General features: G+C 63.4%; 27 protein-coding genes. 18 read left to right on the forward strand and 9 right to left on the reverse strand.

Features of this window, described 5'->3' with window-relative positions; genetic code table 11:
- Positions 1 to 338 (forward strand): transposase (locus Q319_RS27265; protein WP_156039395.1); only part of this gene is annotated, 338 nt, incomplete at its 5' end.
- Here the strand turns inward: Q319_RS27265 and Q319_RS27270 are convergent.
- Positions 303 to 1238, reverse strand: coding sequence for a right-handed parallel beta-helix repeat-containing protein (locus Q319_RS27270; RefSeq protein ID WP_156039396.1), 936 nt, complete (start codon positions 1236 to 1238; stop codon positions 303 to 305). The genes Q319_RS27265 and Q319_RS27270 overlap by 36 nt on opposite strands.
- 460 nt (positions 1239 to 1698) lie before the next feature.
- Between Q319_RS27270 and Q319_RS0115980 the strand changes: the two genes are divergently transcribed.
- Positions 1699 to 3888: a right-handed parallel beta-helix repeat-containing protein gene (locus Q319_RS0115980; RefSeq protein ID WP_029483470.1), complete on the forward strand. Its 2190-nt coding sequence runs from the start codon at positions 1699 to 1701 to the stop codon at positions 3886 to 3888.
- 86 nt (positions 3889 to 3974) lie between these two features.
- On the opposite strand, the gene Q319_RS0115985 is transcribed toward Q319_RS0115980, so the two are convergent.
- Positions 3975 to 4256, reverse strand: coding sequence for a hypothetical protein (locus Q319_RS0115985; protein WP_029483471.1), 282 nt, complete (start codon positions 4254 to 4256; stop codon positions 3975 to 3977).
- 41 nt (positions 4257 to 4297) lie between these two features.
- On the opposite strand from Q319_RS0115985, the gene Q319_RS27275 reads away from it, so the two are divergent.
- The 8 genes from Q319_RS27275 (at position 4298) to Q319_RS0116030 (ending at position 7672) form a co-directional block, all read left to right on the forward strand.
- Positions 4298 to 4669, forward strand: a complete 372-nt coding sequence (locus Q319_RS27275; protein ID WP_029483472.1) for a hypothetical protein — start codon at positions 4298 to 4300, stop codon at positions 4667 to 4669.
- Positions 4666 to 5109, forward strand: a complete 444-nt coding sequence (locus tag Q319_RS0115995) for a hypothetical protein (protein WP_156039397.1) — start codon at positions 4666 to 4668, stop codon at positions 5107 to 5109. The genes Q319_RS27275 and Q319_RS0115995 overlap by 4 nt, the downstream gene beginning before the upstream one ends.
- On the forward strand, positions 5096 to 5527 hold the full coding sequence (locus Q319_RS24705) for a hypothetical protein (RefSeq protein ID WP_034415448.1): 432 nt from the start codon (positions 5096 to 5098) through the stop codon (positions 5525 to 5527). Before Q319_RS0115995 ends, Q319_RS24705 begins: the two co-directional genes overlap by 14 nt.
- Positions 5524 to 6168 carry an N-acetylmuramoyl-L-alanine amidase gene (locus Q319_RS0116005; protein ID WP_029483474.1) on the forward strand — a complete coding sequence of 215 codons (645 nt, stop codon included), beginning with the start codon at positions 5524 to 5526 and terminating at the stop codon, positions 6166 to 6168. Before Q319_RS24705 ends, Q319_RS0116005 begins: the two co-directional genes overlap by 4 nt.
- Before the next feature lie 2 nt (positions 6169 to 6170).
- Positions 6171 to 6602, forward strand: coding sequence for a hypothetical protein (locus tag Q319_RS0116010; RefSeq protein ID WP_034415450.1), 432 nt, complete (start codon positions 6171 to 6173; stop codon positions 6600 to 6602).
- Positions 6599 to 6787, forward strand: a complete 189-nt coding sequence (locus Q319_RS0116015) for a hypothetical protein (protein ID WP_029483476.1) — start codon at positions 6599 to 6601, stop codon at positions 6785 to 6787. The genes Q319_RS0116010 and Q319_RS0116015 overlap by 4 nt, the downstream gene beginning before the upstream one ends.
- The gene (locus Q319_RS0116020; protein ID WP_029483477.1) at positions 6784 to 7131 is read left to right on the forward strand and encodes a hypothetical protein; all 348 of its coding nucleotides are present in this window, start codon (positions 6784 to 6786) and stop codon (positions 7129 to 7131) included. The genes Q319_RS0116015 and Q319_RS0116020 overlap by 4 nt, the downstream gene beginning before the upstream one ends.
- Positions 7132 to 7315: 184 nt before the next feature.
- Positions 7316 to 7672 (forward strand): hypothetical protein, encoded by a 357-nt coding sequence (locus Q319_RS0116030; RefSeq protein ID WP_029483478.1) that lies wholly within the window; start codon positions 7316 to 7318, stop codon positions 7670 to 7672.
- 114 nt (positions 7673 to 7786) lie between these two features.
- On the opposite strand, the gene Q319_RS25685 is transcribed toward Q319_RS0116030, so the two are convergent.
- Positions 7787 to 8869 (reverse strand): GGDEF domain-containing protein, encoded by a 1083-nt coding sequence (locus Q319_RS25685; RefSeq protein ID WP_029483479.1) that lies wholly within the window; start codon positions 8867 to 8869, stop codon positions 7787 to 7789.
- Between the two features lie 170 nt (positions 8870 to 9039).
- On the opposite strand from Q319_RS25685, the gene Q319_RS0116040 reads away from it, so the two are divergent.
- From Q319_RS0116040 to Q319_RS0116045, 3 genes are all read left to right on the forward strand, one after another.
- The gene (locus Q319_RS0116040) at positions 9040 to 9291 is read left to right on the forward strand and encodes a hypothetical protein (protein ID WP_029483480.1); all 252 of its coding nucleotides are present in this window, start codon (positions 9040 to 9042) and stop codon (positions 9289 to 9291) included.
- A gap of 313 nt (positions 9292 to 9604) precedes the next feature.
- A complete protein-coding gene (locus tag Q319_RS27280; protein ID WP_156039398.1) occupies positions 9605 to 9769 on the forward strand; it encodes a hypothetical protein in 165 nt (54 codons plus the stop codon).
- A 90-nt stretch (positions 9770 to 9859) separates the two neighbouring features.
- Positions 9860 to 10279 carry a response regulator gene (locus Q319_RS0116045; RefSeq protein ID WP_029483481.1) on the forward strand — a complete coding sequence of 140 codons (420 nt, stop codon included), beginning with the start codon at positions 9860 to 9862 and terminating at the stop codon, positions 10277 to 10279.
- Positions 10280 to 10360: 81 nt separating this feature from the next.
- Here Q319_RS0116045 and argR read toward each other — a convergent pair whose 3' ends face one another.
- The 5 genes from argR to Q319_RS0116070 form a co-directional block, all read right to left on the reverse strand.
- Positions 10361 to 10831, reverse strand: a complete 471-nt coding sequence (gene argR, locus Q319_RS0116050; RefSeq protein WP_029483482.1) for an arginine repressor — start codon at positions 10829 to 10831, stop codon at positions 10361 to 10363.
- Positions 10832 to 10880: 49 nt separating this feature from the next.
- Positions 10881 to 12146, reverse strand: a complete 1266-nt coding sequence (coaBC, locus tag Q319_RS0116055; protein ID WP_029483483.1) for a bifunctional phosphopantothenoylcysteine decarboxylase/phosphopantothenate--cysteine ligase CoaBC — start codon at positions 12144 to 12146, stop codon at positions 10881 to 10883.
- A gap of 27 nt (positions 12147 to 12173) precedes the next feature.
- On the reverse strand, positions 12174 to 13091 hold the full coding sequence (locus tag Q319_RS0116060) for an AEC family transporter (protein WP_029483484.1): 918 nt from the start codon (positions 13089 to 13091) through the stop codon (positions 12174 to 12176).
- Positions 13092 to 13194: 103 nt separating this feature from the next.
- A complete protein-coding gene (locus Q319_RS0116065) occupies positions 13195 to 14562 on the reverse strand; it encodes a BCS1 and AAA domain-containing protein (RefSeq protein ID WP_029483485.1) in 1368 nt (455 codons plus the stop codon).
- A 226-nt stretch (positions 14563 to 14788) separates the two neighbouring features.
- A complete protein-coding gene (locus tag Q319_RS0116070; protein WP_029483486.1) occupies positions 14789 to 15484 on the reverse strand; it encodes a Crp/Fnr family transcriptional regulator in 696 nt (231 codons plus the stop codon).
- A 299-nt stretch (positions 15485 to 15783) separates the two neighbouring features.
- Between Q319_RS0116070 and Q319_RS0116075 the strand changes: the two genes are divergently transcribed.
- The 3 genes from Q319_RS0116075 to Q319_RS0116085 all read left to right on the forward strand — a co-directional run bounded on the left by Q319_RS0116075 (position 15784) and on the right by Q319_RS0116085 (position 18677).
- On the forward strand, positions 15784 to 17619 hold the full coding sequence (locus Q319_RS0116075) for an acyl-CoA dehydrogenase C-terminal domain-containing protein (RefSeq protein ID WP_029483487.1): 1836 nt from the start codon (positions 15784 to 15786) through the stop codon (positions 17617 to 17619).
- A gap of 177 nt (positions 17620 to 17796) precedes the next feature.
- A complete protein-coding gene (locus tag Q319_RS0116080; protein WP_034415452.1) occupies positions 17797 to 18471 on the forward strand; it encodes an HAD family hydrolase in 675 nt (224 codons plus the stop codon).
- A 2-nt stretch (positions 18472 to 18473) separates the two neighbouring features.
- On the forward strand, positions 18474 to 18677 hold the full coding sequence (locus Q319_RS0116085) for a YwbE family protein (protein ID WP_034415454.1): 204 nt from the start codon (positions 18474 to 18476) through the stop codon (positions 18675 to 18677).
- Positions 18678 to 18722: 45 nt separating this feature from the next.
- Here Q319_RS0116085 and Q319_RS0116090 read toward each other — a convergent pair whose 3' ends face one another.
- Positions 18723 to 18962, reverse strand: a complete 240-nt coding sequence (locus Q319_RS0116090; protein WP_029483490.1) for a hypothetical protein — start codon at positions 18960 to 18962, stop codon at positions 18723 to 18725.
- A 115-nt stretch (positions 18963 to 19077) separates the two neighbouring features.
- On the opposite strand from Q319_RS0116090, the gene Q319_RS0116095 reads away from it, so the two are divergent.
- Positions 19078 to 21927, forward strand: a complete 2850-nt coding sequence (locus tag Q319_RS0116095) for a 2-oxoglutarate dehydrogenase E1 component (RefSeq protein WP_029483491.1) — start codon at positions 19078 to 19080, stop codon at positions 21925 to 21927.
- Positions 21928 to 22182: 255 nt separating this feature from the next.
- On the forward strand, positions 22183 to 22466 hold a 284-nt coding region (locus Q319_RS27285; protein ID WP_156039400.1), incomplete at its 3' end, for a helix-turn-helix domain-containing protein.

Raw genomic sequence — 22466 nt, forward strand, 5'->3', positions numbered from 1 at the left:
ACACCTGGGCGGTGTACCGATTGCGCTGGAGCATCGAGTGTACGTTCAGCAGCATGAAGTCGCGTGGCTTTGACCTGGAACGGTCAGCGGTGACCCACGCTGACCGATTAGAGCGGTTGTTTGGACTGGTCACGCTGGCCTGGGTGTGCTGTCTGCCGGTGGGCGTATGGATGAACGCGTCCAAACCAATTCCAGTCAAAGCGCATGGTCGTCGCGCAGTCAGCGTGGTCCAGTATGGCTGGCAATATCTGGCGAGAGCGCTGAGATGGGATCACCCACAGGCCGAAATATACTTCGGCCTCTTAAATCAACCTTTCTCCGCACCCAGCGCCACTTAAACGCAAGTTGTCCGGTACTGAAGGTAGTTCCACACCCGCCATCCTGGCCACAGCCACCACCAGTGCGTAAATCACAGCGCCAGTTGTGATTAGCGCGCTCATTTCATTAGCCCAGTCCCGCAATCTGATCAACTGCGATTCACCGTTTTCACCAGCCCTCCGCGCCTCTTCAAAATTCTCGATCAAAGTCTCGCCTGACTCACGAATAGTGGGAAAGGCAACTTCATTTACTGCAAGCCTTAGTTCTTTGATTGATTGAATTAAATCTGGACTTACATTTGAGTCAATTGACTGATTCCGCTTTACATTTCCGTGGCCCTTAACCCGAATCTTAAAGCCTGCCCGATCTCCCACATGACTATTATCTTCAACATCGCCGCTACCTAATTCCACATCAAAAGCGGGTTCCTTATTTTCGCTCATTTTATCTCTCCTCATTTTATTATTATTTAAAACACTTCTGCCGACATTTCTCAGTTTAACATCGAATAAATCATTATTCTTAAATTGACTATTTGTTATACTGACATATGCCGCACCGTCCACGTCTATACCTTGCGTACTTTCTTCGAACAAACACTCATTAAGCTGAAAGATACCAGTGCCAAATCCACGAAAGGTTTCATCATACACTTGATTAGACTCATCAGCAGCAGCATAACTCAGAGGTGGGATATCAATATAATCAGATAATAATTCTCTTACATCTCTTAGCATCTGGTTGTCGGGCGGAAGTTCATGCTTAGAATCAAATGAAAAAGATGGAATGTCTGCGTTATATAAAAATAATACTCTTAATTTTATGGAAAATTCATATCTTAGTGCTTCACTCAATCTTCTAAGTACCTCCCGTCTTTCTTGAAAGGAAATCGGCAGGACTAAAAGGACTTCTGGTTCCACTTCTTCACCTCGATTTACTCCCAGCCACTAGTTTTACGCTTTACTGAAGTCCCCACCTCAGCGGCCTCCAACGGCCCAACAGCACCCTGCGTTTCTTGAGCGGGGTGTTCTGCTGAGGCTACCGCACAGGCAGAAGTTTCAATGCCTCAGAGCAGTCCCGGTACGTTCAGGTATCGCGCCGAGTATCGGCCAGTCCCAGCCTCATCCCCGAGCAAGCAAAAGCCCCCGCCAGTGCGGGGGTCTATTGCTGGAAAGGTTAACCTCAGCCTCTGATCAAGCCGTACAACAGCAACAGGACCATCACCACGAGCACGAATTCCCATACCCAGTCCTTCACCCTGGTCCTGCTGAACCTGCGCCACCTGCGTTTCACATGACAGATCCTATGTATCTTTTGTCAGCCTAGAATCCTTAGCCCCCGCCTACCAGCGGGGGTTTCCCTTTGCCCATCGGAGGCCCCATGCCGTCAATCTCAAGTCTGCTGGCCCTGCTCGCGGGCATCCGCGTCAGCCCTGGCTCAGAGCTATCGCCCCGGCCCACCATCCTGTTCACTGGTTCTGCTGGCCCAGTCACGGCCTCGCCCTACCCCTTGACCGTCACCCTGAGCGACAGCAGCAACGTCGCGCGAGTGGACTTCTTCAAGAACACCGTCCAGATCGGCCAGCGCCTCAGCTTGCCCTACACCTTCCCCGCCGAGCTTACGTTCGCCGATAACGGCGAGGTTCGGTTCCGTGCTGTGGTGGTGGATCGACAAGGCAAGGCACGCGAGGCCAGTTTCACCGTGACAGTCGGCATCGGTGCGCCGGACACCACTGCGCCCATCCCCGTCCTGACCGCCAGCAGCCTGAACTTCACAGTCAACGGCACCCTGACCCTGAACGCCAGTGGCACCGATGCGGGCGGCGCAGTCACGCTGCTGCTCACGCGGGACGGCACGCCCCTGACCATCCCACCCGGCGGCGAGGTCACCGAGACCATCACCCGGTCCAGCAACGGGCAGCACACCTATCTTCTGCGGGCCACGGACGCGGCAGGAAACTTTGCAGAAACGTCCAAGACCGTCAACGTCGCCATCCCCCTGCCCGGAGCCACCGTGGGCGTCAGCGCCTCCCCCGGCAGCGTGACCACCGCGAGGCCCGTGGCCGTGGGCGCAGTGGCGACACCTCCGAGTGGTCTGACCATCAAGTGGGTGGACTTCTACCGGGGCAGCGTCAGTCCGGCCAATTACATCAGCCGCGCCAGCAGCCCGCCCTACACGGCTACCATGGACGTCACGGCAGCCGACAACGGCACCCTGACCCTGATCGCCGTCTCCACCGACAGTCTGGGCCGCACCGAGCAAGGGACCACCAGCATCGGCGTGACCATCGCTGGAGGGACGCCGCCGCCCACGCCTGACCCGGTCCTGTACGTGGAGCCGGACCCCAGCACGATCACCTGGACCGCGCCCGTGGTCATCAACGACGCCTATCTGGACAGCCGGGGCATCGTGCCCATTGCCAGCGGGCCAGATGCCGGACGCTACCCAGTCACGGGCCTGACCGCCCGCACCCTGATCCGGGGCGAGTGCGCCATCTACGTCAACACCACGCGCCCGCTGCTGCTGACGCACAGCACGGCCAGCGCGCCCAAGGGGTTCACCACCGGGCAGGCCGCCATCGGCAACGCCAAATTCGGTGCACCTCCCGGCAACAGCGTGGCAGCCGACGTGGTCATCCGGGATTGCTCGGTGATCACGCCGGGCCTGGCCCTCGCCGACGGCCACCGGGCAGGCGGGATTCTGTTCGCCTACGCGAAGAACGTCATCGTCGAGAACTGCAACCTGAACGGCACGAGCATCCTGGTGGCGGAATCCTGCTGGGGCGGTGGCACCTTCCGCGCCGAGCGCAACCGCTTCCGCAACATCGACGGACGCTTCCGGGACCGCAGCAGCCCGAACGGCTTTTCCCTGGCCGGATCAGATGTCGGGTGGGAACGCGTGCAGGCCGTCCAGCTCGACAAGGTGCGCGGCGTGGCCGGAATCAGCATCAAGGACAACTGGATCACCAACCTGCCCGGAGAATCCCGCGTCGAGGACAACATCAACACCTACCAGAGCGGCGGCACCCTGGCCAGCCCGCTGATGATCGACCGCAACCTCATCGACGGCGCGTATGACACGGTGCCCAGCAACATCTTCTCCGGCAGCGCCGTGGTGATCGGGGACGAGGGCGGCGATCACACGACGGTGCAGCGCAACACCGCCGTTCGCACTTCCAACACGGGCATCTCGATGTCCAGCACGAACTACGGCAAGATCATCACTAACCGGATCGCGCAGACCGGCTTTGCCCCGGACGGCAGCCGGGTGGATCAGAACGGCGCGAACATCGACGTGGGCATCTATGCCCGCAATTACGCCAGCAACTTCATCATGGACAAGACCACGAACATCGTGGATGACAACGATGTGGCCTGGGGTGCGCCGCTGGCCGGACAGCCGGCGCGGCGGCTGGACTTCGGGTTCAGCGACAACGCCACCGTGGGGCCGATCGGCAACCGTTCGTACACGGCGGGCGCGGTGCCTGAATCGCTGATCACCGGCTGGATCTCCGATCACCTGGCGGTCTGGGCGGCGGCGAGCGTCGTGGTGGGGCGGCGGGTGCCTTGAGATGGGTGGCCCTGCTCCTGCTCACGGCCTGCGCTCCAAATCTGCCCCCGGACTCCCCGACAGTCTGGGGGCTTCCCTATCAGGCGCTACAGGTCCCTGATGGCAGCCTCGCGCCACTGGCGGCGTTTGCCAGCCGGAACACCGTGCGGATCGAGGCCGGCCAGGTCAGCACGCGGATGGTGGCCCACGAGCTGACGCACATCTGGCAGCAGGCGCATCAGGCCGTTCCCGTGGCGTTCCTGGGTGCGCCGTGCCTGAGACAGCCCGCCTGGAACTGCAACGCCCTGGAAGCCCACGCCGACGCGGTAGGGGAAGCGGCGGTGCAGGCCGGCTGTGGGCCTGGGGATTTCGGCTGGCCGGACGGACAAATTACGGGATGCAGGATCCCTGACCCATTGGAGGTGAAACCTTGATTGAAGTCGCATTGACCCTCGCCCTGGTGGCCGCTCGAACACCGCCGCCGGGCTGTTACCTTCAGGTCATCCCAGACTACGTGTTCGGGGTGATCTATCGCCCCGTCCTGCGGCCCTCGCCCGACTGCCCAGCAGATGTGAGCCTGCGCGTCCGCAAGACCAGCACCACCAGCCGCAAGCGCGACGGCGCACCGTACCAGCCGATCATCCCGGACGGCAGCGCGAAGTACGGCGGCGCGTATAGCTGGACGCTGGGCAAGTTTGGCAGCACCATCCCCGCTTCTGCGCTGTGGACGCTGTACTCCTGGCGCTGGCAATACGAGCCGATACCGGGCACCAACATCTGGCGCTACGGATGGCAGCCGTGACGGGGTGGCGCGGCGCGGGAGGTGAGCCGCTCCGCATGGCCCTGGGATCGCTTCACCTGGGCGTGAGCGCCATCGCCTTCATCCGCCCGAACATGGTCGCGCTGGTCCCCGGCTACTTCGGCTTTCAGGCGATTGCCAGCACGCTCACCTGGGGGGTGATCGCCCTGGCTATTGGCCTGGGACTGCTGTTGATCCCGCGCGGCAAACCGCTGCTGATCCTGTGGCAATTCGCCAGCGCCACGTTCTTTCTGTTGTTCGCCATCCTGATCACCAATGGCCCGGCTGGCCTCAACTGGGGCAGCGCGGTTTACGGCCTGCTCGGCCTGTGGAGTTCGGGGCTGGCCTACGTGACGGCAGACGACTGGTTCCATGAAACGCGCAGCCCTCAGCACTTCCGAACGTGGCTAACGAAGCGGTGGAGGCAACGTGGCAACCCCTGACCCCAGCAACCTCTACGACGCCGCGTGGGCCGCGCTGGGATTGATCGGCGGCGGCATTTTCACGGCCTTTGCCAAGAACTTCTTTACCGCAGATGGCAAGGATGCCCGCGAGTTCAGGACCGAGTACCGGGAGGAAATCAAGCGCCTGCGCACGGATGCGGCCACGTTTGAGGAGGAAATCGCAAAACTGCGTGAGGACGTGCGCGCACTGCGGATCGCCATTGAGGATCAGCAGGCGGAACGCGCCAAACAGATCAGGGATTTGCGTTTGCAGATTGAGCGCCTGTCCGCCCGGAATCAGCATTACCTCATCACACGCACGGAGGCCCGCGCCCTGCTGAACGCGCTGGAGCGGCTGCAGGGGCTGACGGAAACACCGTGGGGGAACGACCCGGAAATGGGACAAGGAGTGGTATGAACATCGAACAATACCCGGCTCACCCCGGCAACTTTTCAAAGGGACGGGAAGGCGTCAAGGTTGACCGGATCGTCTGCCATGTGACGGACGGCGGCTTTTCTGGAACGCTGGCGTGGTTTGCCGATCCCGCCTGCAACACCTCCGCGCACTTCACCATTGCAATGGACGGGCGCATTGCCCAGCACGTCCCCCTCACAGATACCGCCTGGCATTCCGGCCTCTGGGCCATGAACCTGCGCTCTGTGGGCATTGAACACGAAGGCCAGCCGAGTAAGGGGCCGTGGACGCCCAGCGCCCTACAGCTTGCCGCCTCTGCTGAACTCACCACGACCCTGTGCCGCCAGTTCGGTATCCCGGCAGACCGTCAGCACTTGATCGGTCACAACGAAGTGCAGCCGGGCCGCGCCGCCCGTGCGAACTGTCCCGGCAAAACATGGCCGTGGGATGCCTACGTGCGCGACGTGCAAGCCCGCCTGACGCCCAGCCCGCCCGCGCATGTGCCGGACGCGCTGGATAAGCGGGCGCTGCGGCTGTTCGATCCTGAAACGAATACGCAGATCGGCACGGCCTCACTCATCAACGGAACCGACAAAGCCTACCTGACGCCTGAAACCCTCGCCTCTCTCCGAAAAGGAAAGTGACCATGAAAAAAGCCCTTCCACTGCTGGCCCTGCTACTCGTGAGCCTCGCCTTTGCTCAGGACGCCACCCCTGGCATTCCTGCTGAATATCAGCCCTACGTGACGGCGGCTGTGGCGCTGCTGACGGGCATCCTCGTGCAACCCCTCACCGCCGTCTTTAAGAAGCTCTGGAACACCTCTGGGCCGTCCACCGTGGGCCTGAGCGCCGTGCTGTCCCTGCTGATCGGCGTGGGCTTTACCGCCTGGGCCGCTGTGACCGCTCAGGGTGACGTGCCGTGGGCGCAGGCGATCATGGCCGCCGTGTTCGGATTCTTCAAAGCAAACGGGGATTACATCACCCGCGTCTTTGGCAACCTGAAGGCGCTGGAACAGGCTGCCCCGCTGCCCACTGCGCCTATCACCCCGCCCGAAGGCGGACTGGAGCAAATCCCATGAAGGAACTGTCTGAACTCATCACCGGAATGCTGGGCAACAAAGTCTCTATCGGCACGCTGTTCAAGCTGGCCCCCGTGCTGGCCCCCGTGATCGCTGATCTCGCAGACGGGGACGCTGAACTCAGCCGGGAAAATCGCCTGAAACTCATGGAAGTCATTGAAGACATCAAGGAAGGCAAACTATGAAAAAGCTGCTGATTCTGCCCCTGCTCCTCCTGGCCTCCTGCGCCCCGATCCTCCAGACCGTCCAGCAGGAAAGCGCGTCACTGGCCGACGTGGGCGGCGCAATCATCTTTGCGAACCCTGGCCCCGAGACGGCAAAAGCCCCGGAGCTGCTGCTGGCAGGGACCATCGAAACCACCGATCCGAACTGCGTGAAGCGCGCCAGCGGGCGGCTGGGATGCAACCTGCCTGACACCGTAGCGGGCCAGCAGTACCGCCTCATCTACACGGGCAAGCTGTCGAGCGCATCGGTGAGCTTTTACAAGGCCAGTAAAGGTGACCGGCCAATCTACCTGCGATTGAACTAACGGACAGCTCAGGCGATTGACTGCCCCCACCCTGGCCCTCGCGGCTGGCGGTGGGGGCTGCTTTTTGGTCTATCCCACCAGTTCCCCCGCCCTGCCCTCTCTGCGCCGCACCCCTGGTTCTCCCCCTCGCCTCCGCTGGTGCTGCTGTCAGAGTCCCGCAAGCACGCCATCGATAAATTGAGGAATGCTCCATTCGACGCCTAGACGTGAGGGTCCACACATCGTTGCCCTCCTGTCACTGCTGCTGGCCGTGATCAGTCTCGCCAATGTCGTCCTCCTGTTGTCGGTCAGCGATTCAGAGATCGGCCATTCACTTCTGATCGCCGCCCTCTGCGCCGCGCTGACAGCAGTCGGGTGGCGGCGACGGATACCATTCGTCGGTGGGCCGCTGAACGCAGCGTTACGCGCCCATCAAGGGCCGCTGCTGCTGGCCGTGGGTGTGTCTATGCCCGTACTGGTAGGTCTGGGCCTGCCCTTCACGCTGCCGCTGGGGGCCACCTGGGTGGCGTTTGTTCTGATGATCATGATGATTGGCGATTAATTTCTTTCAGCAGAGCTGCCCCTCCTTTCTGTGCTCCCGGCGTGGGCTGGTGGGGGCCATTTGCTGTGATGCTAGGGATCAAGACAGGCAGAATGATCCCCAGGAAAACCGAGGCTACGCCTCTTGATCTAGCATCATTTGGTCACGCCCCGCATCCTTGGCGCGGTACAACGCCTGATCCGCACGAGACAGCAGACTGCTGAAGATGTCCTCTGTCTCCACGGTGCTGCTGCCGATGCTGACGGTGACCTTCAACCCATAGGGCCATGACGCAAGGCGAAACTCTTGCAGGAGAACGCTGGCCCGTGTCCGACTGCGCGTCCGGTCCGTGCCCGGCATGACCACGATAAATTCCTCCCCGCCCCAGCGCCCGACAGTTGGTGGCGCGGTGCCCGGTAACGTGTCGCAAGTGGACAGCAAGCGGGCCACTTCCATCAACACCTGATCGCCAACGTCATGGCCGTGCTCATCGTTGATGTGCTTGAAGTGGTCGATGTCGATCAGGTGAAGTGTTCCTGGTACGCCGCGCCGATGGTCTGCCAGCAGGTCCTCGACAGCAGGGTAAACGGCCCGGCGGTTAGGCAGCCCAGTAAGCGAATCTGTGAACGCCAGAGCGCGCATCCTCTGCTCGGAACGGTCTGTTTCGTCCATCTGTGTTCGCAAGGCGGCCATGGTGCCCAGCAGCACCGTCACGATCATGACGGACCCCTGCAACCGCAAAAACAGGGCTGGGTGCCCAAAGGCGTAGGCGCTGTGGGTCAGCCACGGCACCAGCAGACAGACGCTGAGCAGCGTGAGATTAAACCACCAGGCCCGCTGTGGGGGCAGGGCCAGGAAGCCGACGATGCAGGTGCAGATCAGCGTCCAGTACGGGCCGCTGTTCGGATAGATTCCAGAAGGAACTGGCAACAGCGACAGCAGGGCGACATGGAACATTGTTGCGGCGGCGAGAACAGCGTATCCAGCGTATTCCGCCACGTAGAGCGGGCGGCGGGTCCAGAGCCACCACAGGTCAACCAGGCCCAGCAGGACCAGAACAGGACTGACGTAATGCAGGTACAGGTCACTGGGGCCGGCCACTAGGCCGCCAACGAAGACCAGGATCGTCCCGGCGGCCACCACAAAAAGGTAAACGCGGCGGCGACGGGCCAGGGCGGGAAGTTCAGAAATGGAGGGAGCTAAAGAAAAAGGGGTCATGGGGTGATCAACGTCACGACGCCGCGTCGCAGCCTGGTGAGACGATCACAAAAAATTCTAAGGCACGTCTGGGAGACGAGCGCTGTCCGGTCTGCTCAAGGTGAATCCCTGTTCTGCCGTACGGGGCTGGTTGACACCACGCGGCTGGGTCAGCGGGTAGGCTTTCCCTCATGCGTCCAGTTGACCTGACCCCTGCCGAGATCGCTGATCAACTGGCCCGCATGTACAACGCTGATCTCGGCCAGTCAGACGACATCCCTTCCCCTGCCGAGCGGACGGCCCTCGCCGACTATCTGGGCTGTCACGAGGAAGCCAGAGCTGCCGCTTGGCTCGCGTGGACGGCAGAGCTGAACCCGCTGGACTGGGACCAGGCCGAATACTGGCTGGACGTGGAATTCATCGAGCCGTGCCCTGAGCATTAGCCGTGAAAGGGGGAGAGCAACAATGGCAGCAACCCCACCCCACCCCAGTTGTTTCCAATCCACTCTAACGGGTGATGCAACGGTTTCAGGCACGCGCTAAACGGCTCCAATCGGTTCCAGTTTTGCTCAGTCGGTGGTGTCTGATCAGATTGACACTGTAGGGGTCAGCAGTTCAAATCTGCTCGGGTCTACCATCAGCAAAGCCTCCGCCCCGGCGGGGGTTTTTTCTTGTCGCCTCCATGAGCATTCCGCCAGATGCTCATGAAGCGATTCGCAATGGTGCCGTCAGGCGCGCGCTGCCATACTTTTAGTCATGGTAAGTCTCGTTCTGATCGTGTTGTTCGGCGTCCTGGCCATTGCATTGCTGCTGGCCCCGCGCCCTTCGATGCCGCTCAGTCCGGTGGCACGGCTCAGGTCCACGGCACCGGGGCGCTCCCGCGCAGATGCCATTGACCGGGCAAGACCACAGGCAGGCTGAGTTCAGTCCCTGGTCGCTCTGGAGGAATGATTCACAGGCTGTCCCAGGAAGACCGATGGTCAGCATTAAGAAAGCTTTATCATTGAAGGCATGATGCTGCCTTTCAAGTACCTCGTGGTGGATGACAGCCCGCAGGATCAACTGCTGGCCCAGGAGGCTTTCGAGCATCTTTGCCCGGATTGCGTGTTGACCTGTGCCGGAAGCGGGCGCGAAGCGTTGGCATTGCTCCAGGATCAGGACTTTCAGGTCGATGTGGTGCTGCTGGATCTCAACATGCCGGGCATGAGCGGCTTTGAACTGCTGCGCGAAATGAAGAAGGATCCCCGTCTGGTCCGCATCCCGGTGGTGATCCTGTCTACCTCCAGTGCCCAGCAGGACATCAGCGAGGCGTACACGCTGCATGCCAGTTCGTATCTGGTCAAATCGTCGAGTTTCGCTGAATTTCTGTCCCAGATCGAGAAATTTCTGGATTACTGGCAGTCCAGTCGCACCGTCAACCACCTGGGTTAGGGCCATACGGGAGTACCCATCATTCCCGTCTCGGCGGAGCTTTCTGCTGTGGCTACGGCGGGGTCGTGTCCCCGAATTTCTCTAGCCCAGCATCAGCGCGTGCAGCTCTTCCATCAGGGCCTCGCCCTCATCGGTGGTGCGGGCCACCACGAAGATGGTGTCTTCCCCGGCAATGGTGCCCACGATGTCGTCGCGGCGCAGGCGGTCCAGCAGCAGCGCCACCCCGGACGCGTGGCCCTCGGCGGTGCGGACCACCAGCACGTTCTCGCCCCGGTCCACGTCCTGCACGAAGTTCTGGAACAACCGGCCCAGCTCACCCTTGACGTCGCCGTGGCCGCCCGACTGTGACAGGGCGTAGCGGTGGCGGCCCTTGCCCACCGGCACGCGCACCAGCCGCAGCTCGTTGATGTCGCGGCTGACGGTGGCCTGCGTGACCAGCACGTCTTCACGCCGCAGAAATTCCACCAGTTCGCCCTGCGTGGAGACACTCTCACGGGCGATGATGTCCTGAATGCGCTTCTGACGCTGTTCCTTGCTGAGCTTGCCTGGCACGCCCGCCACTCTATGCAGTGCGGATGAATAATGCAATCGCCGGAGGGGCTTAATCTGTCGTCCGCTGCTCCCGAACCCGCAAATCCCGGACCCGCAAAGCCTCGTTCAGCAATTGCCGCGCCACCTGGCGCTTGCTGGCGCGGGGCCAGTCCTGGTGGGAGCCGTCGGCGCGGACCAGCGTGACCTGATTGTCGTCGCCACCAAACGCCGTTCCCTCCTGCGTGGGGTAATTGAGCAGGATAAAATCGGCGTTCTTGCGCGCGGCCTTGGCGGCGGCCCGCTCCACGCCCGCGTGCGTTTCCATCGCAAAACCCACCAGCACGCGCTCCCCCTTGTTCTGCCCCAGTTCGGCCAGGATGTCGGGGTTGGGCGTGAGATGGATGCTCACGTCGCCCGCCACCTTGGCCTGCTTCTCGCCCTTGAGTTCGGCGGCGCGGTAGTCGGCCACGGCGGCGGTCATGACCACGATATCGGCGTCCTGGGCCGCCTGAACCACGGCGTCGCGCAGCTCCAGGGCAGAGTTGATCCTGACCACAGCCATGCCAGAAGGACCAGGCAGATTCACCGGACCCGTCACCAGCGTGACCCGTGCGCCCCGGTCCCGCGCCTCCATCGCCACTGCGAAGCCCATCTTGCCGCTGCTGGGGTTGCTGATAAAACGCACCGGGTCCAGATACTCGCGGGTGGGGCCAGCAGAAACCACCACATGCAGGCCGTCCAGATCACGCCCTTTTGAATCAGACACAGCGGCGGGTGCCAGCAGCTTCAGCACGGCGGCGGCAATGTCCTCCGGCTCGGCCATGCGCCCGATGCCCGCGCCCTCGCCGCGTGTGCCGAACGATCCTACCTCCGGCCCCAGGAAGTGGTGGCCCCAGTCCCTCAGCCGCGCCACATTGGCCTGAACGGCCCGGTTGTGCCACATGGCCGCGTTCATGGCCGGAACCCACAGCACTGGCCCCGGCACGCTCAGGAGGGTTGCCAGCGCCAGCTCATTCGCGTGGCCGTGCGCCGCCCCAGCCAGCAACTCGGCAGAGGCTCCCACGATCACTGCCGCATCCACCTTTGCCAGCGTCAGATGTAGGGCGTCGGGGCGGGGCGAGAACCACGCCGCGTCGGTGCCCACCGGGCCGTCGGCGGCGGTGGACAGGCTCAGCTCGGTGATAAAGGCCAGCGCGGCGCGGGTGGCGATCACGTTCACACTCACGCCGCCCTCGCGCAGCCGCCGCAACACAGAGGGCGCTTTGACTGCCGCCATGCTGCCGCCCACGATCACCAGCACCGTTTTTTGACCTTCTGCCGCCGTATCTGCTCTCACGACTGGAGTCTAGCGGGCAGGCGGCCTTTACCCCAGCATCGGCAGCAGCGCCACCACCGCCGCGATACTCAGCACCGATCCCAGCGTCGTGACCAGCACCACCCCGGCCACCGTCTCCGAGTCTCCGCCGTATTCCTGCGCGATTAGCAGGGCATTGACGGCGGTGGGCATACTGGCCGACAGCACCAGCACGGCCAGCGATTCGGCCCGCAGTCCTACCAGATAGCCGACGCCCAGCGCGATCAGCGGGCCGCCGATCAGCCGCGCCGCCCCGGCCAGCCACACCCGGCGGTTCAGCGGCGGCCACCCGCCCGCGCCCAGTTGCAGGCCCAGTGACAGCAGCACCAGCGGCAGCGTGGCCTGTGCCAAGAGCGCGACCCCGCGCGTGACGCCCTGCGGAACGGGCACGTTCAGCACCCGCAGCGCAATGGCGATCAGCGCCACCCAGATGGTGGGCAGCCGGAACACCGACTTCAGAATGTCGGCCACACCGTATTTCTGCCCCGTTTTAGAGGCCGAGCCGTAGATGGCCGGGCCGACGATATACATGGCGACGATGGACACCAGAAAAACCACGGTGGCCCGGTCAAACCCGCTGTCGCCGAACACGAACAGCGCAATCGGCAGCCCCATGTTGCCGCTGTTCCAGATGCCAGAGGAAGCGCTCAGGCTGCGGCGTTCAGCGTCGGGACGGCCCAGGCCAGCCAGCCAGCCCAGACCCAACGACACGGCCATCACCAGCAGGAAGGCCAGCCCCAGTTGCCCAGCCTCGGCGGCCTTGACCGGTGTCCGCAGAATCACGTCCAGCACCAGCGCCGGAATCAGCAGGTACATGGTGATGCGCGAGATGGTGACCTGATCGATTTTCATGCGCGAGGCCAGCAGCGCCCCCAGACCGGCGACGATCATCACGGGCAGCAGGACGTTGCTCAGGGCCTGGAACATTCAGCCAGTATCCTGGCACAAACAGGGTGTGGAAGGGCCGTCCGCCGTAATCGGCAGACATGAAAAATCCCCCTTCGCGGGGAAGAGGGTGGATTGAATCGGTTCAGCCTGCCAGCAGCCGCAGCCGTGTCGGGCAGGGCGCGACAACTTCCTCCACGCCCGCCAGTTCCGCCCAGTCGCGGCGCACGCCTGCCTCGTCGGCGCGGCGTTCCAGCAGGTATTCCTGAATGCGGGCCATGCTCAGCATACCTTCGGGTAGACGGGCAGCCAGTTCGCCGACTTCTGCCGCATTCCACCCCGGCCAGAAGCGGCGCAGCATCCCGGCCACCTGGGCGCGGGTGGCGTTGTCGATCAAGAGGTGGCGGTCCGCGCGGCCCGGACGGATCAACGCGGCGTCCAGCCCGGCCAGATCGTTGGTGGTCATGAAGGTCACGCGGCCCCCCTCGCCCGCCGCCACGCCGTCCAGCGCGTTCAGCAGCCCGTTGAAGGAGAGTTTGACGCTGGGGGTACGCGGCTCGCGGCCCAGGAACACGGCGTCGATGTCTTCAAGCAGCAGCAGCGCGCGGCGCGGCAATTCGCCGAGCAGGGCGGTCAGGCGGTCATCACTCAGATCGGGGGTAGCGAGGTTCAGCACGCACACGTTCAAACCAAACGCCCCCGCCAGCGCCGACACCAGACTGCTCTTGCCGTTACCGGGGGGGCCGTGCAGCAGGTAGCCCCGGCGGTAGGGGATGCCCATGCCCGCGTACCACTCACGGTCCTCGAAGAAACTGCCCATATCGGCGTGCAGGTTGTCCAGCAGGCCAGCCCCATAGATCAGACTTGCCAGTGGGCGGGCGGCGCGGCGTTCTACCAGCTTCCAACCGTGGTACTCGGGCACGTAGATTTCCACGCGCCCGTCGCTGCGGCCCGCCGTGAAGTCGTAGGCCTCGCGCAGCAGGTCGGTAATCACCGGACGCGCCCCGGACAGCATCCTGAAGGTCAGGCTGTGGGTGAAGCCCAGCCCCCCCTGGTTCGCGCCCTGCCGCTCGGTGCGCTGCGGGTAGGCCAACATCCAGTGGCCCCGGAAACGCAGCAGCGCCGCGCCGATCAGCGGAACCAGACGGGCGGTGATCTCGTCGCCGTCGCGGTCCGTGCCGATGGCGACATTGTGCCCGCCCATCTGCTCGTTGAAACGCGTGACCACCCCCAGGTGCCGCAGGTTGCGCCCCACCGGCTGGGCGGCCAGCCACGCCGCCAGCCACGGAAAGGCCGGATCGTCGCCCTGAATATCCAGCGTGACGGTAAAACGGCGGTCCAGCCGCGAGAGCAGTTGCGCGGGCAGCGTGCGGGCGTACATGGCCGCCGCGCTCAGCAGGCCGATCAGCAGTCCGCCCTGCGCCAGTTCATTGGTCGCCAGCGTGTGTTGCACCGTGCCCAGAAGCTCGGTCCAGAAGGTGTGCAGGATGTTGGAAAGTTCAGTGATGTTCATGGTCAGGTCCAGGGTCAGAAGATGGAGACGTGGTGCGCTCTCCTCGCCAGTTACCCTAGAGCTGAGCCTGCCGCCTCCGCCTGTGCCGAATGGCTGAGGCTGGGATGCGCCTGGGAGCTTACCTTTGACCTATTTTCCGAACTGATCAGGTACGAAAAAACCCCTCCATTGCGGAGGGGCGGGCTGTCAGCTTTCTTCTGATGAGGTTTCTCTTCTGATTGCCCTGCTAGTTGCCCTGTTCGATGTACGCCTTCAGCGCTTCCATGCGGACGATGATCGGCGCGCGGGCACGCACGATGGCCCCCTCCTGCTTGAGCTTGCCCAGCGAGTGGCTGACCGTCTCGCGGGTGGCCCCCACCATCCGGGCGATGTCTTCCTGATTGAGTTTCAGGTTCAGCTCGACGCCCTGGCTGTGGGGCCTGCCGAATTCGCGGGCCAGTCGGTACAGCAGGCTGGCGACGCGCTCCGGGGCGCTGTATGCGCTGACGGTGGCACTCCACGCCTGCGCCTCGAACAGCCGGGCAGCCATCAGGCGAATCAGTTTCATGGCCAGATCGGGTTTGCTGCTCAGCAGAGACTGTAACTCGCTGCGGGGCAGCACGATTAAAGTGGTGCGCTCCAGCGCCTCGGCCTGGGTGGGGCGGCGTTCCTCAGGTTGCAGCAGCAGTTCGCCGAAGGTGTCGTGCTGACCGATCACCCCCAGAATGGCCTCCTTGCCGTTGGGAAACAGTTTGCTGATCTTGACCAGCCCACTTTTGACGAAATAAAGCGCGTCGGCAGGGTCGTCCATGCGGTAGACGACCTCACCCGGCCCGTACTGACGGTAGGGGGTCGTGGCAGCCACCTTTTCCAGCTCTGCCAGTTCGAGGTCGGCAAACAGCTCGGTGCGTTTGAGGTGCCAGACCAGGCTCGGATAATTCATGATCCTTCGCAGGATACTCGAATTCGGCGGTCCAGGGGGGCGGATGTCCCGTACCGGGCCAGGATGCCGGAGATCAACAGAGGATGAACACGAGGTCATTCCCCCTGTCGCCTTCTCGGCCTGTCCTGAGCGCCTCCCGGTTCCACTGCCACCTCCCCGTCCATGAAGGGAAGACGGGAGAAATCCGCGTGACTTTTGCTCACAGAAGTTTTATACTCGGTCTAAACAACAGTGCCGGGTAATCGTGCCGCAGGGGCATGGGTCCTGCACCGCCGTGTTCTACACACGAAGGAGTCCACATGCCGACCTACAAAGCACCGCTGCGCGACATCAAGTTTCTGATCAACGAACTGCTCGACGCTCCCGCCGAACTGGCGAAGATGCCGTACTACGCCGAGAACGAAACCGCCGACGGTGCCCTGATGGAACAGGTGCTGGACGAGGCCGCCCGTTTTGTGGAAGGCGAACTGGTTCCGCTGAATGCCGTGGGCGATCAGCAGGGTTGCGTGCGCCACGACGACGGCGAGGTGACCACCCCCGACGGTTTCAAGGCCGCCTACGACAAGTACCGCAAGGCGGGCTGGACCGCGCTGGACGCCGATCCCAATTACGGCGGTCAGGGGATGCCGCATCTGGTGAGCAACGTGCTGGTGGAACTGCTGAACAGCGCCAACGTGGCCTGGAGCATGTACCCCGGCCTGAGCCACGGCGCGTACTCGGCCCTGCACGCGGTGGGCAGCGATGAACTCAAGGACCTGTACCTGCCCAAGATCGTCTCGGGCGAGTGGACCGGGACCATGTGCCTGACCGAGCCGCACGCCGGGACGGACCTGGGGATCATCCGCACCAAGGCAAAGGACAACGGCGACGGCACTTACGCGGTCAGCGGCACCAAGATCTTTATCAGCGCGGGCGAGCATGACATGGCCGACAACATCGTTCATCTGGTGCTGGCACGCCTGGAAGGCAGCCCGGAAGGGACCAAGGGCATCAGCCTGTTCCTGGTTCCCAAGTACCTGCCCACGCCCGAGGGCAAGGTGGGCGAGCGCAACGGCGTGGTCTGCGGCAGCCTGGAACACAAGATGGGCATCAACGGCAACGCCACCGCCCTGCTCAACTTTGACGGTGCAACTGGCTTTCTGGTGGGCGAGATCAACAAGGGCATGAACCACATGTTCATCATGATGAACGCGGCCCGTCTGGGAACGGGTTTGCAGGGCCTCGGCCTGGGCGAAGTGGCCTATCAGAACGCGCTGGCCTACGCCAAGGACCGCCTCCAGATGCGCCACAACCCGCGCATGAGTCCCAGCGAAAATGCCGACCCGATCATCGTCCACCCCGACGTGCGCCGCATGTTGCTGACTGGCAAGGCCTACACCGAGGCGGGCCGCGCGATGGCGATGTGGCTGGCCCTGAGCATCGACACCGAACACCACCACCCCGACGAGGCCGCGCGCCAGGAAGCGGGCGATCTGGTGGCCCTGCTCACCCCGATTGCCAAGGCGTTCATGACCGACAACGGCTTCAACATCGCCGTGCAGAGCCAGCAGATTTTCGGCGGTCACGGCTACATCCGCGAGTGGGGCATGGAGCAGTTCGTGCGCGACGCCCGCATCGGCCAGATCTATGAAGGGACCAACGGCATTCAGGCGCTGGACCTGCTGGGCCGCAAGGTGCTGATGGACGGCGGCAAGAAACTTCAGAAGCTGGCCGGAATGTTGCAGGAATTCGTGGATGACAACGAATCCGACGAACATATCGGCGAGTACGTCACGGCGCTGGGCAAGGCGTCGCAGCAACTCGGCAGCATCACCATGGTGGTGGGCCAGAAAGCCATGAGCGGAGAGGGCGGTGCCGACGAGGTGAACGCCGCCGCCGTGGATTACCTGCGCTTCTTCGGCCACGTCGTTTACGGCTACCTGTGGGCGCGCATGGCGAAGGTGGCCCAGGCCAAGATCGACGCCGGGCAGGACAAGGACGGCTTCTACCTGGGCAAGGTCCAGACCGCGCGCTTCTACTTCACCAAGCTGTTCCCCGAGATCAAGGCGCTGGCCGCCACCATCAAGGCGGGCAACGAGCCGCTGGCCGTGGACAACCGCATGTTCGGCCTGGAACGCGAACTCGTCACCGCGTAAGCACTTAGATTTTTGAACGGCGCTCACTCCTGCGGGGGTGGGCGCTTTTTGCTGGATGGGTTTCTGGATGCGGGCGTGGGCGGCGGCTCCGAAGGACGACGGGGGAGTGGCCCGCACGATGTGAGAAAGCAAATTGAAGAAGGTGGAATGAAGTCCTGGCCTGTTACCATCCAACCCATGACCCCCACCGTCTTTCTGGATATGAACGAGACGCTGCTGGACCTCTCGGCGCTGGATGGGCTGTTCATGGCGGCCTTTGGCGATCCGGGGGCCAGGAAGCAGTGGTTTGGCCTGGTGCTGCAACTGGCCCTGACCCACACGGTGCTGGGCGACTACCGCGACTTCCCGGCACTGGGGGGGGCTGCCCTGACCGCGCTGGGCGAGGCGCGTGGGCAGGACGTGCCAGACAACTTGCCCGGCGACGTGGCAGGAGGAATGCGGATGCTCCCGGCCCATCCCGACACCCGCGAGGGCCTGGAGATCCTGCGGGCGGGTGGGGCGCGGCTGGTCTGCCTGACCAACAACCCGCAGGCGGTGCTGGACGCCCAACTGGAGAACGCGGGCTTTGCCGATCTGGTAGACGGCGCGGTGTCGGTTGATCCGGGCCGGATGCTCAAGCCGGGGCAGGCGGCCTATGAATACGGCCTGTCACGCACGGGCGCGCACGCCCACGAAAGCTGGCTGCTGGCAGCGCACGGCTGGGATATCGCGGGGGCAAAAGCGGCGGGACTACACACGGCTTTCGTGGAACGCCCCGGACAGGCCCAGAATCCGCTGATGCGCGCCGATATTTCCGGGCCACTGCCCACCGTGGCCCGCGCGCTGATCGGACGGCTGGGCGGTCAGGCGTGAGTGTGCCGCCCAGATCGGCCATTCGCCCCGGCCTGGATGTGGATATCGTTCAGAAGCACCACCAGCGCAGCGGAGAGCTGACGCGCGGCGTGGTGGCGCAACTGTTGACTTCCTCTGCCACGCACCCGCACGGCATCAAGGTCCGGCTGACCACGGGCGAGGTGGGGCGCGTTCAGGCACTGGTCAATCCTGAGTCGGGCGGCTGAGCGAACCAGACAGACGCCCTGAAGCCCGCTTTCCTTACCTCTGCGTTACCCCTTTGTCTGCCGACGGGGCAGCGTGATTCCCAGCCCCAGCAACAGGCCCCCGATCACGGCCAGTGCGTAGGTGATCAGCACGTTGTTCAGCGGGCTGGGAAAACTGGTGGAGCGGTTGGCGTTGGCGACGGCGTGGAGCTGGTTGATGTCGATGACATCTTTGCCCAGCAACAACAGCGACACGACAAAGACCACGAGGCCCAGCGCCACGACGATGCGGGAAACGATTTTCATGACCGCATCTTACGGGCTGACGTGTCACCCCGTCAGGAACCCCCGCTCCCCCCACTTTGCGGGGGCGTCAGAGGGCACCTTTAGGCGGCGGGGGCGGGGTATGCTGGGAGGCGTTATGACGCAGCGGCAGACCATCATGTCCGGCGGGAACGCGGCCTTTATCGAGGGGCTGTACGAGACCTACCTGACCGACCCTGGAAGCGTGGACGCCGAGTGGCGGGCCTACTTTGACGAGTTGCGCGGCGGGACCCAGGAGGCCCTGCACTCGCCTGTCCAGCAGGCATTTTACGAGCTGGGCCAGAGCCGCCGGGGGGGCGGGGGCGCTATTCCAGCCCCCAGCGCCAGCGGCGCGCATCAGGCGGGGAGCGCGATGGTCACGGCCTACCGCGTGTACGGCCACATCAGCGCCCGCAACAATCCCCTCAAGATGCGCGGTCAGCCGGTGGTCCCCGAACTGACCCCCGAGTTCTACGGCCTGTCAGAGGCAGACCTGAACGAGACCGTCAGCGAGGGGCCGTTCAACGGGTCTTTGCGGGACGTGATCGCCCAGCTTCAGGACACCTACTGCGGCTCGATTGGCTTCGAGTTCAACTACCTGCCCGCCAACGAGCGTAAGTGGTTCCAGGAGCGTATCGAGAAGCAGCAGGGGCAGGGGCGCTACGCCTTCAGCCGCGACGAGCGCCGCCGCATCATGTTCAAACTGAACGCCGCAGAAGGGCTGGAGCTGTACCTCAAAAATAAATATCCCGGCGTCAAGCGCTTTGGCCTGGAAGGTTCCGAGAGCTTCATTCCGCTGATGGACCGCCTGATTCAGCAGGCCGGGATACATGGCGTCAAGGAAATCGTGATCGGCATGGCCCACCGGGGCCGCCTGAACATGCTGGTCAACATCTTCGGCAAGCCGCCCAGTGCGCTGTTCGATGAGTTCGACGGCAAGAAGAAACTCAGCGATAACCCGGACGTGGCCGGGGACGTCAAGTACCACATGGGATACTCCAGCGACGTGCGGACCCCTGGCGGGCCGATGCATCTGGCGCTGGCCTTTAACCCCTCGCACCTGGAAATCGTCTCGCCCGTCGTCCACGGCAGCGTGCGCGCCCGTCAGGACCGGCGTGGCGATGCCGAGCGCAAAACAGTTCTGCCCATCACCATCCACGGCGACGCGGCGGTCAGCGGGCAGGGCGTGGTCATGGAAACGCTGAACCTGTCCCGTTTGCGCGGCTTTGCCACCGGGGGCGCGGTCCGCATCGTCATCAACAATCAGGTGGGCTTCACCATCAGCGATCCGCGCGACACCCGTTCCAGCCGCTACTGCACCGATATCGCCAAGGTGGCGAACGCCCCCGTGCTGCACGTCAGCGGCGACGATCCCGAAGCGGTGGTGTTCTGCGGGGATCTGGCGCTGGCCTACCGCCAGGAATTCGGCAAGGACGTGTTCATCGACCTGATTTCCTTCCGGCGCAACGGCCACAACGAGGGCGACGAGCCGCGCATGACCCAGCCGATCATGTACCGCGAGATCGACAAGCACCCCGGCACCCGCTCCATCTACGCCGCAAAGCTGGAACAGGAAGGCGTGCTGGACGCGGGTGAGGGCGACGCGCTGATCGATGGGTTCCGGGACAAGCTCGACGCCGGGGAGCCTGTGGTGACCGAGATGGAAAACCTGGCCCAGAGTGAACTGGCCGTCGACTGGTCTTCGTACACCGGTACCCACTGGCGCGACGAGGTCTCCACCGCCGTTCCCCGCGAGAAGCTGGAGGAGCTGGGCCTGAAACTGGCCAGCGTGCCGGAAAACTTTGTGCCGCACCGGGGCGTCGAGCGTGTGGTGAAGGCGCGGGCGGCGATGGCGCGCGGCGAGCAACCCCTCGACTGGGGCATGGGCGAGAATCTGGCCTACGCCACGCTGCTCGATGAGGGGTACGGCGTGCGGCTGGTGGGCCAGGACAGCGGGCGCGGCACTTTTGTTCACCGCCACGCCGTGCTGCACAACCAGAACGCCGAAGATCCATTGAACGAGGAATATCTGGCTCTGGCCCATCTGTCCCCTGAGCAGGGCCGGGTGGAAGTGATCGACAGCACCCTGTCCGAAGAGGCCGTGATGGCCTTCGAGTACGGCTATTCCACCTCTGAACCCAAAGGGCTGGTGGCCTGGGAAGGCCAGTTCGGCGACTTCGCCAACGGCGCGCAGGCGGTGATCGACCAGTTCCTGAGCGCGGGCGAGAGCAAATGGCTGCGCCTGAGCGGCCTGACCCTGTTGCTGCCCCACGGCTACGAGGGCGCGGGGCCGGAACACTCCAGCGCCCGTCTGGAACGCTACCTGCAACTGTGCGCCCAGAAGAACATGCAGGTGGTCGTGCCCAGCAGCGCCGCCCAGATGTTCCACCTGCTGCGCCGTCAGGTGCTGCGCCCATACCGCAAGCCGCTGATCATCATGACCCCCAAGAGCCTGCTGCGAAACAAGCAGGCTATGAACCCGCTGAGCGACTTCACCGATGGCCGTTTTTCCGAGGTGATCGGGGATTATGACGTGACTGGCGCACACCGCGTGGTGATCAGCAGCGGCAAGCTGCACTGGGAACTGGTGGAGGCGCGAGACGCCGATCAGGACGCCTACGCCGGGACCGCCCTGATTCGCCTGGAACAGCTTTACCCCTTTCCCGCCGAGGCGCTGCGGACCGAACTGGCCCGCCACCCCGGCGCGCAGGTGGTCTGGGCACAGGAGGAACCCGAGAACCAGGGCGCATGGCTGATGATCTGGGAAGATCTGGAAAGCGTTCTGGCCCCCGGTCAGGTGCTGAGCCACTCCAGCCGCCCCCGCAGCGCCAGTACCGCCGCCGGATACGCCAGCGTCCACGCCCGCGAGCAGGCCACCGTGATCGCCGCCGCGCTGGGCGAGAAAATCGATCCCGAAGTTGTGGAAGAGCAGGAGAAGATCGCCGAGGAAGCCGCGCAGCCGGGCTGAACTGGGGATAAGGAATGGGGCCGGAGCGAATGCTGCTTCGGCCCTGTTTCGTTTTGGGTGAATGGGGGCTGATTGCGGTTTGACCCCTCTGCTTCGCAGCTCTGCGAGTCCGCCCCTCCGGGCCACCTCACCTTAAAATGGAGGCAAGAGTTGCGGAATTGCTCGGCCAGCAGCGCACTCCTGGCTCCCCTTGAGGGGAGCTGGCGGCGAAGCCGACTGATACGGACTCCGATTAAATATTTTACAATATATGCCATGAAGTCCAACGCTTTCAGTCAACCTCTTCAACATGACGCCGCCGATTTCTGGCAGCTCTTCAAAACCAGCACCTGTGCCGTTCAGCGTCGTAGAGCGCAATTCTTTGCGCTCCTGGCAGAAGGACGCTCCCTTCCTGACCTGTTAGCGCTCACCCGCTACAGTCGGATGAGCGCTTACACCCTGCTCGCCCGGTATCACGCTCAGGGCCTGGACGGTCTCGCGGATGCACGACACGGCAATACAGGTGCACCCACGCTGTTAACGCCAGATGAGCAGCAGCG

The organism is Deinococcus marmoris DSM 12784 (assembly GCF_000701405.1).
GTDB lineage: Bacteria > Deinococcota > Deinococci > Deinococcales > Deinococcaceae > Deinococcus > Deinococcus marmoris.

Coding starts and splice junctions, on each gene's coding strand:
- Q319_RS0115980 (WP_029483470.1), top strand. CDS start 1,699: ATGCCGTCAATCTCAAGTCTGCTGGCCCTGCTCGCGGGCATCCGCGTC.
- Q319_RS0116060 (WP_029483484.1), bottom strand. CDS start 13,091: ATGTTCCAGGCCCTGAGCAACGTCCTGCTGCCCGTGATGATCGTCGCC.
- Q319_RS0116005 (WP_029483474.1), top strand. CDS start 5,524: ATGAACATCGAACAATACCCGGCTCACCCCGGCAACTTTTCAAAGGGA.
- Q319_RS0116075 (WP_029483487.1), top strand. CDS start 15,784: ATGCCGACCTACAAAGCACCGCTGCGCGACATCAAGTTTCTGATCAAC.
- Q319_RS0116020 (WP_029483477.1), top strand. CDS start 6,784: ATGAAAAAGCTGCTGATTCTGCCCCTGCTCCTCCTGGCCTCCTGCGCC.
- Q319_RS0116080 (WP_034415452.1), top strand. CDS start 17,797: ATGACCCCCACCGTCTTTCTGGATATGAACGAGACGCTGCTGGACCTC.
- Q319_RS0116070 (WP_029483486.1), bottom strand. CDS start 15,484: ATGAATTATCCGAGCCTGGTCTGGCACCTCAAACGCACCGAGCTGTTT.
- Q319_RS25685 (WP_029483479.1), bottom strand. CDS start 8,869: ATGACCCCTTTTTCTTTAGCTCCCTCCATTTCTGAACTTCCCGCCCTG.
- Q319_RS0116010 (WP_034415450.1), top strand. CDS start 6,171: ATGAAAAAAGCCCTTCCACTGCTGGCCCTGCTACTCGTGAGCCTCGCC.
- Q319_RS0116040 (WP_029483480.1), top strand. CDS start 9,040: ATGCGTCCAGTTGACCTGACCCCTGCCGAGATCGCTGATCAACTGGCC.
- Q319_RS0116015 (WP_029483476.1), top strand. CDS start 6,599: ATGAAGGAACTGTCTGAACTCATCACCGGAATGCTGGGCAACAAAGTC.
- Q319_RS0116065 (WP_029483485.1), bottom strand. CDS start 14,562: ATGAACATCACTGAACTTTCCAACATCCTGCACACCTTCTGGACCGAG.
- Q319_RS0116090 (WP_029483490.1), bottom strand. CDS start 18,962: ATGAAAATCGTTTCCCGCATCGTCGTGGCGCTGGGCCTCGTGGTCTTT.
- Q319_RS0116030 (WP_029483478.1), top strand. CDS start 7,316: ATGCTCCATTCGACGCCTAGACGTGAGGGTCCACACATCGTTGCCCTC.
- Q319_RS0116045 (WP_029483481.1), top strand. CDS start 9,860: ATGATGCTGCCTTTCAAGTACCTCGTGGTGGATGACAGCCCGCAGGAT.
- Q319_RS27280 (WP_156039398.1), top strand. CDS start 9,605: ATGGTAAGTCTCGTTCTGATCGTGTTGTTCGGCGTCCTGGCCATTGCA.
- Q319_RS0116095 (WP_029483491.1), top strand. CDS start 19,078: ATGACGCAGCGGCAGACCATCATGTCCGGCGGGAACGCGGCCTTTATC.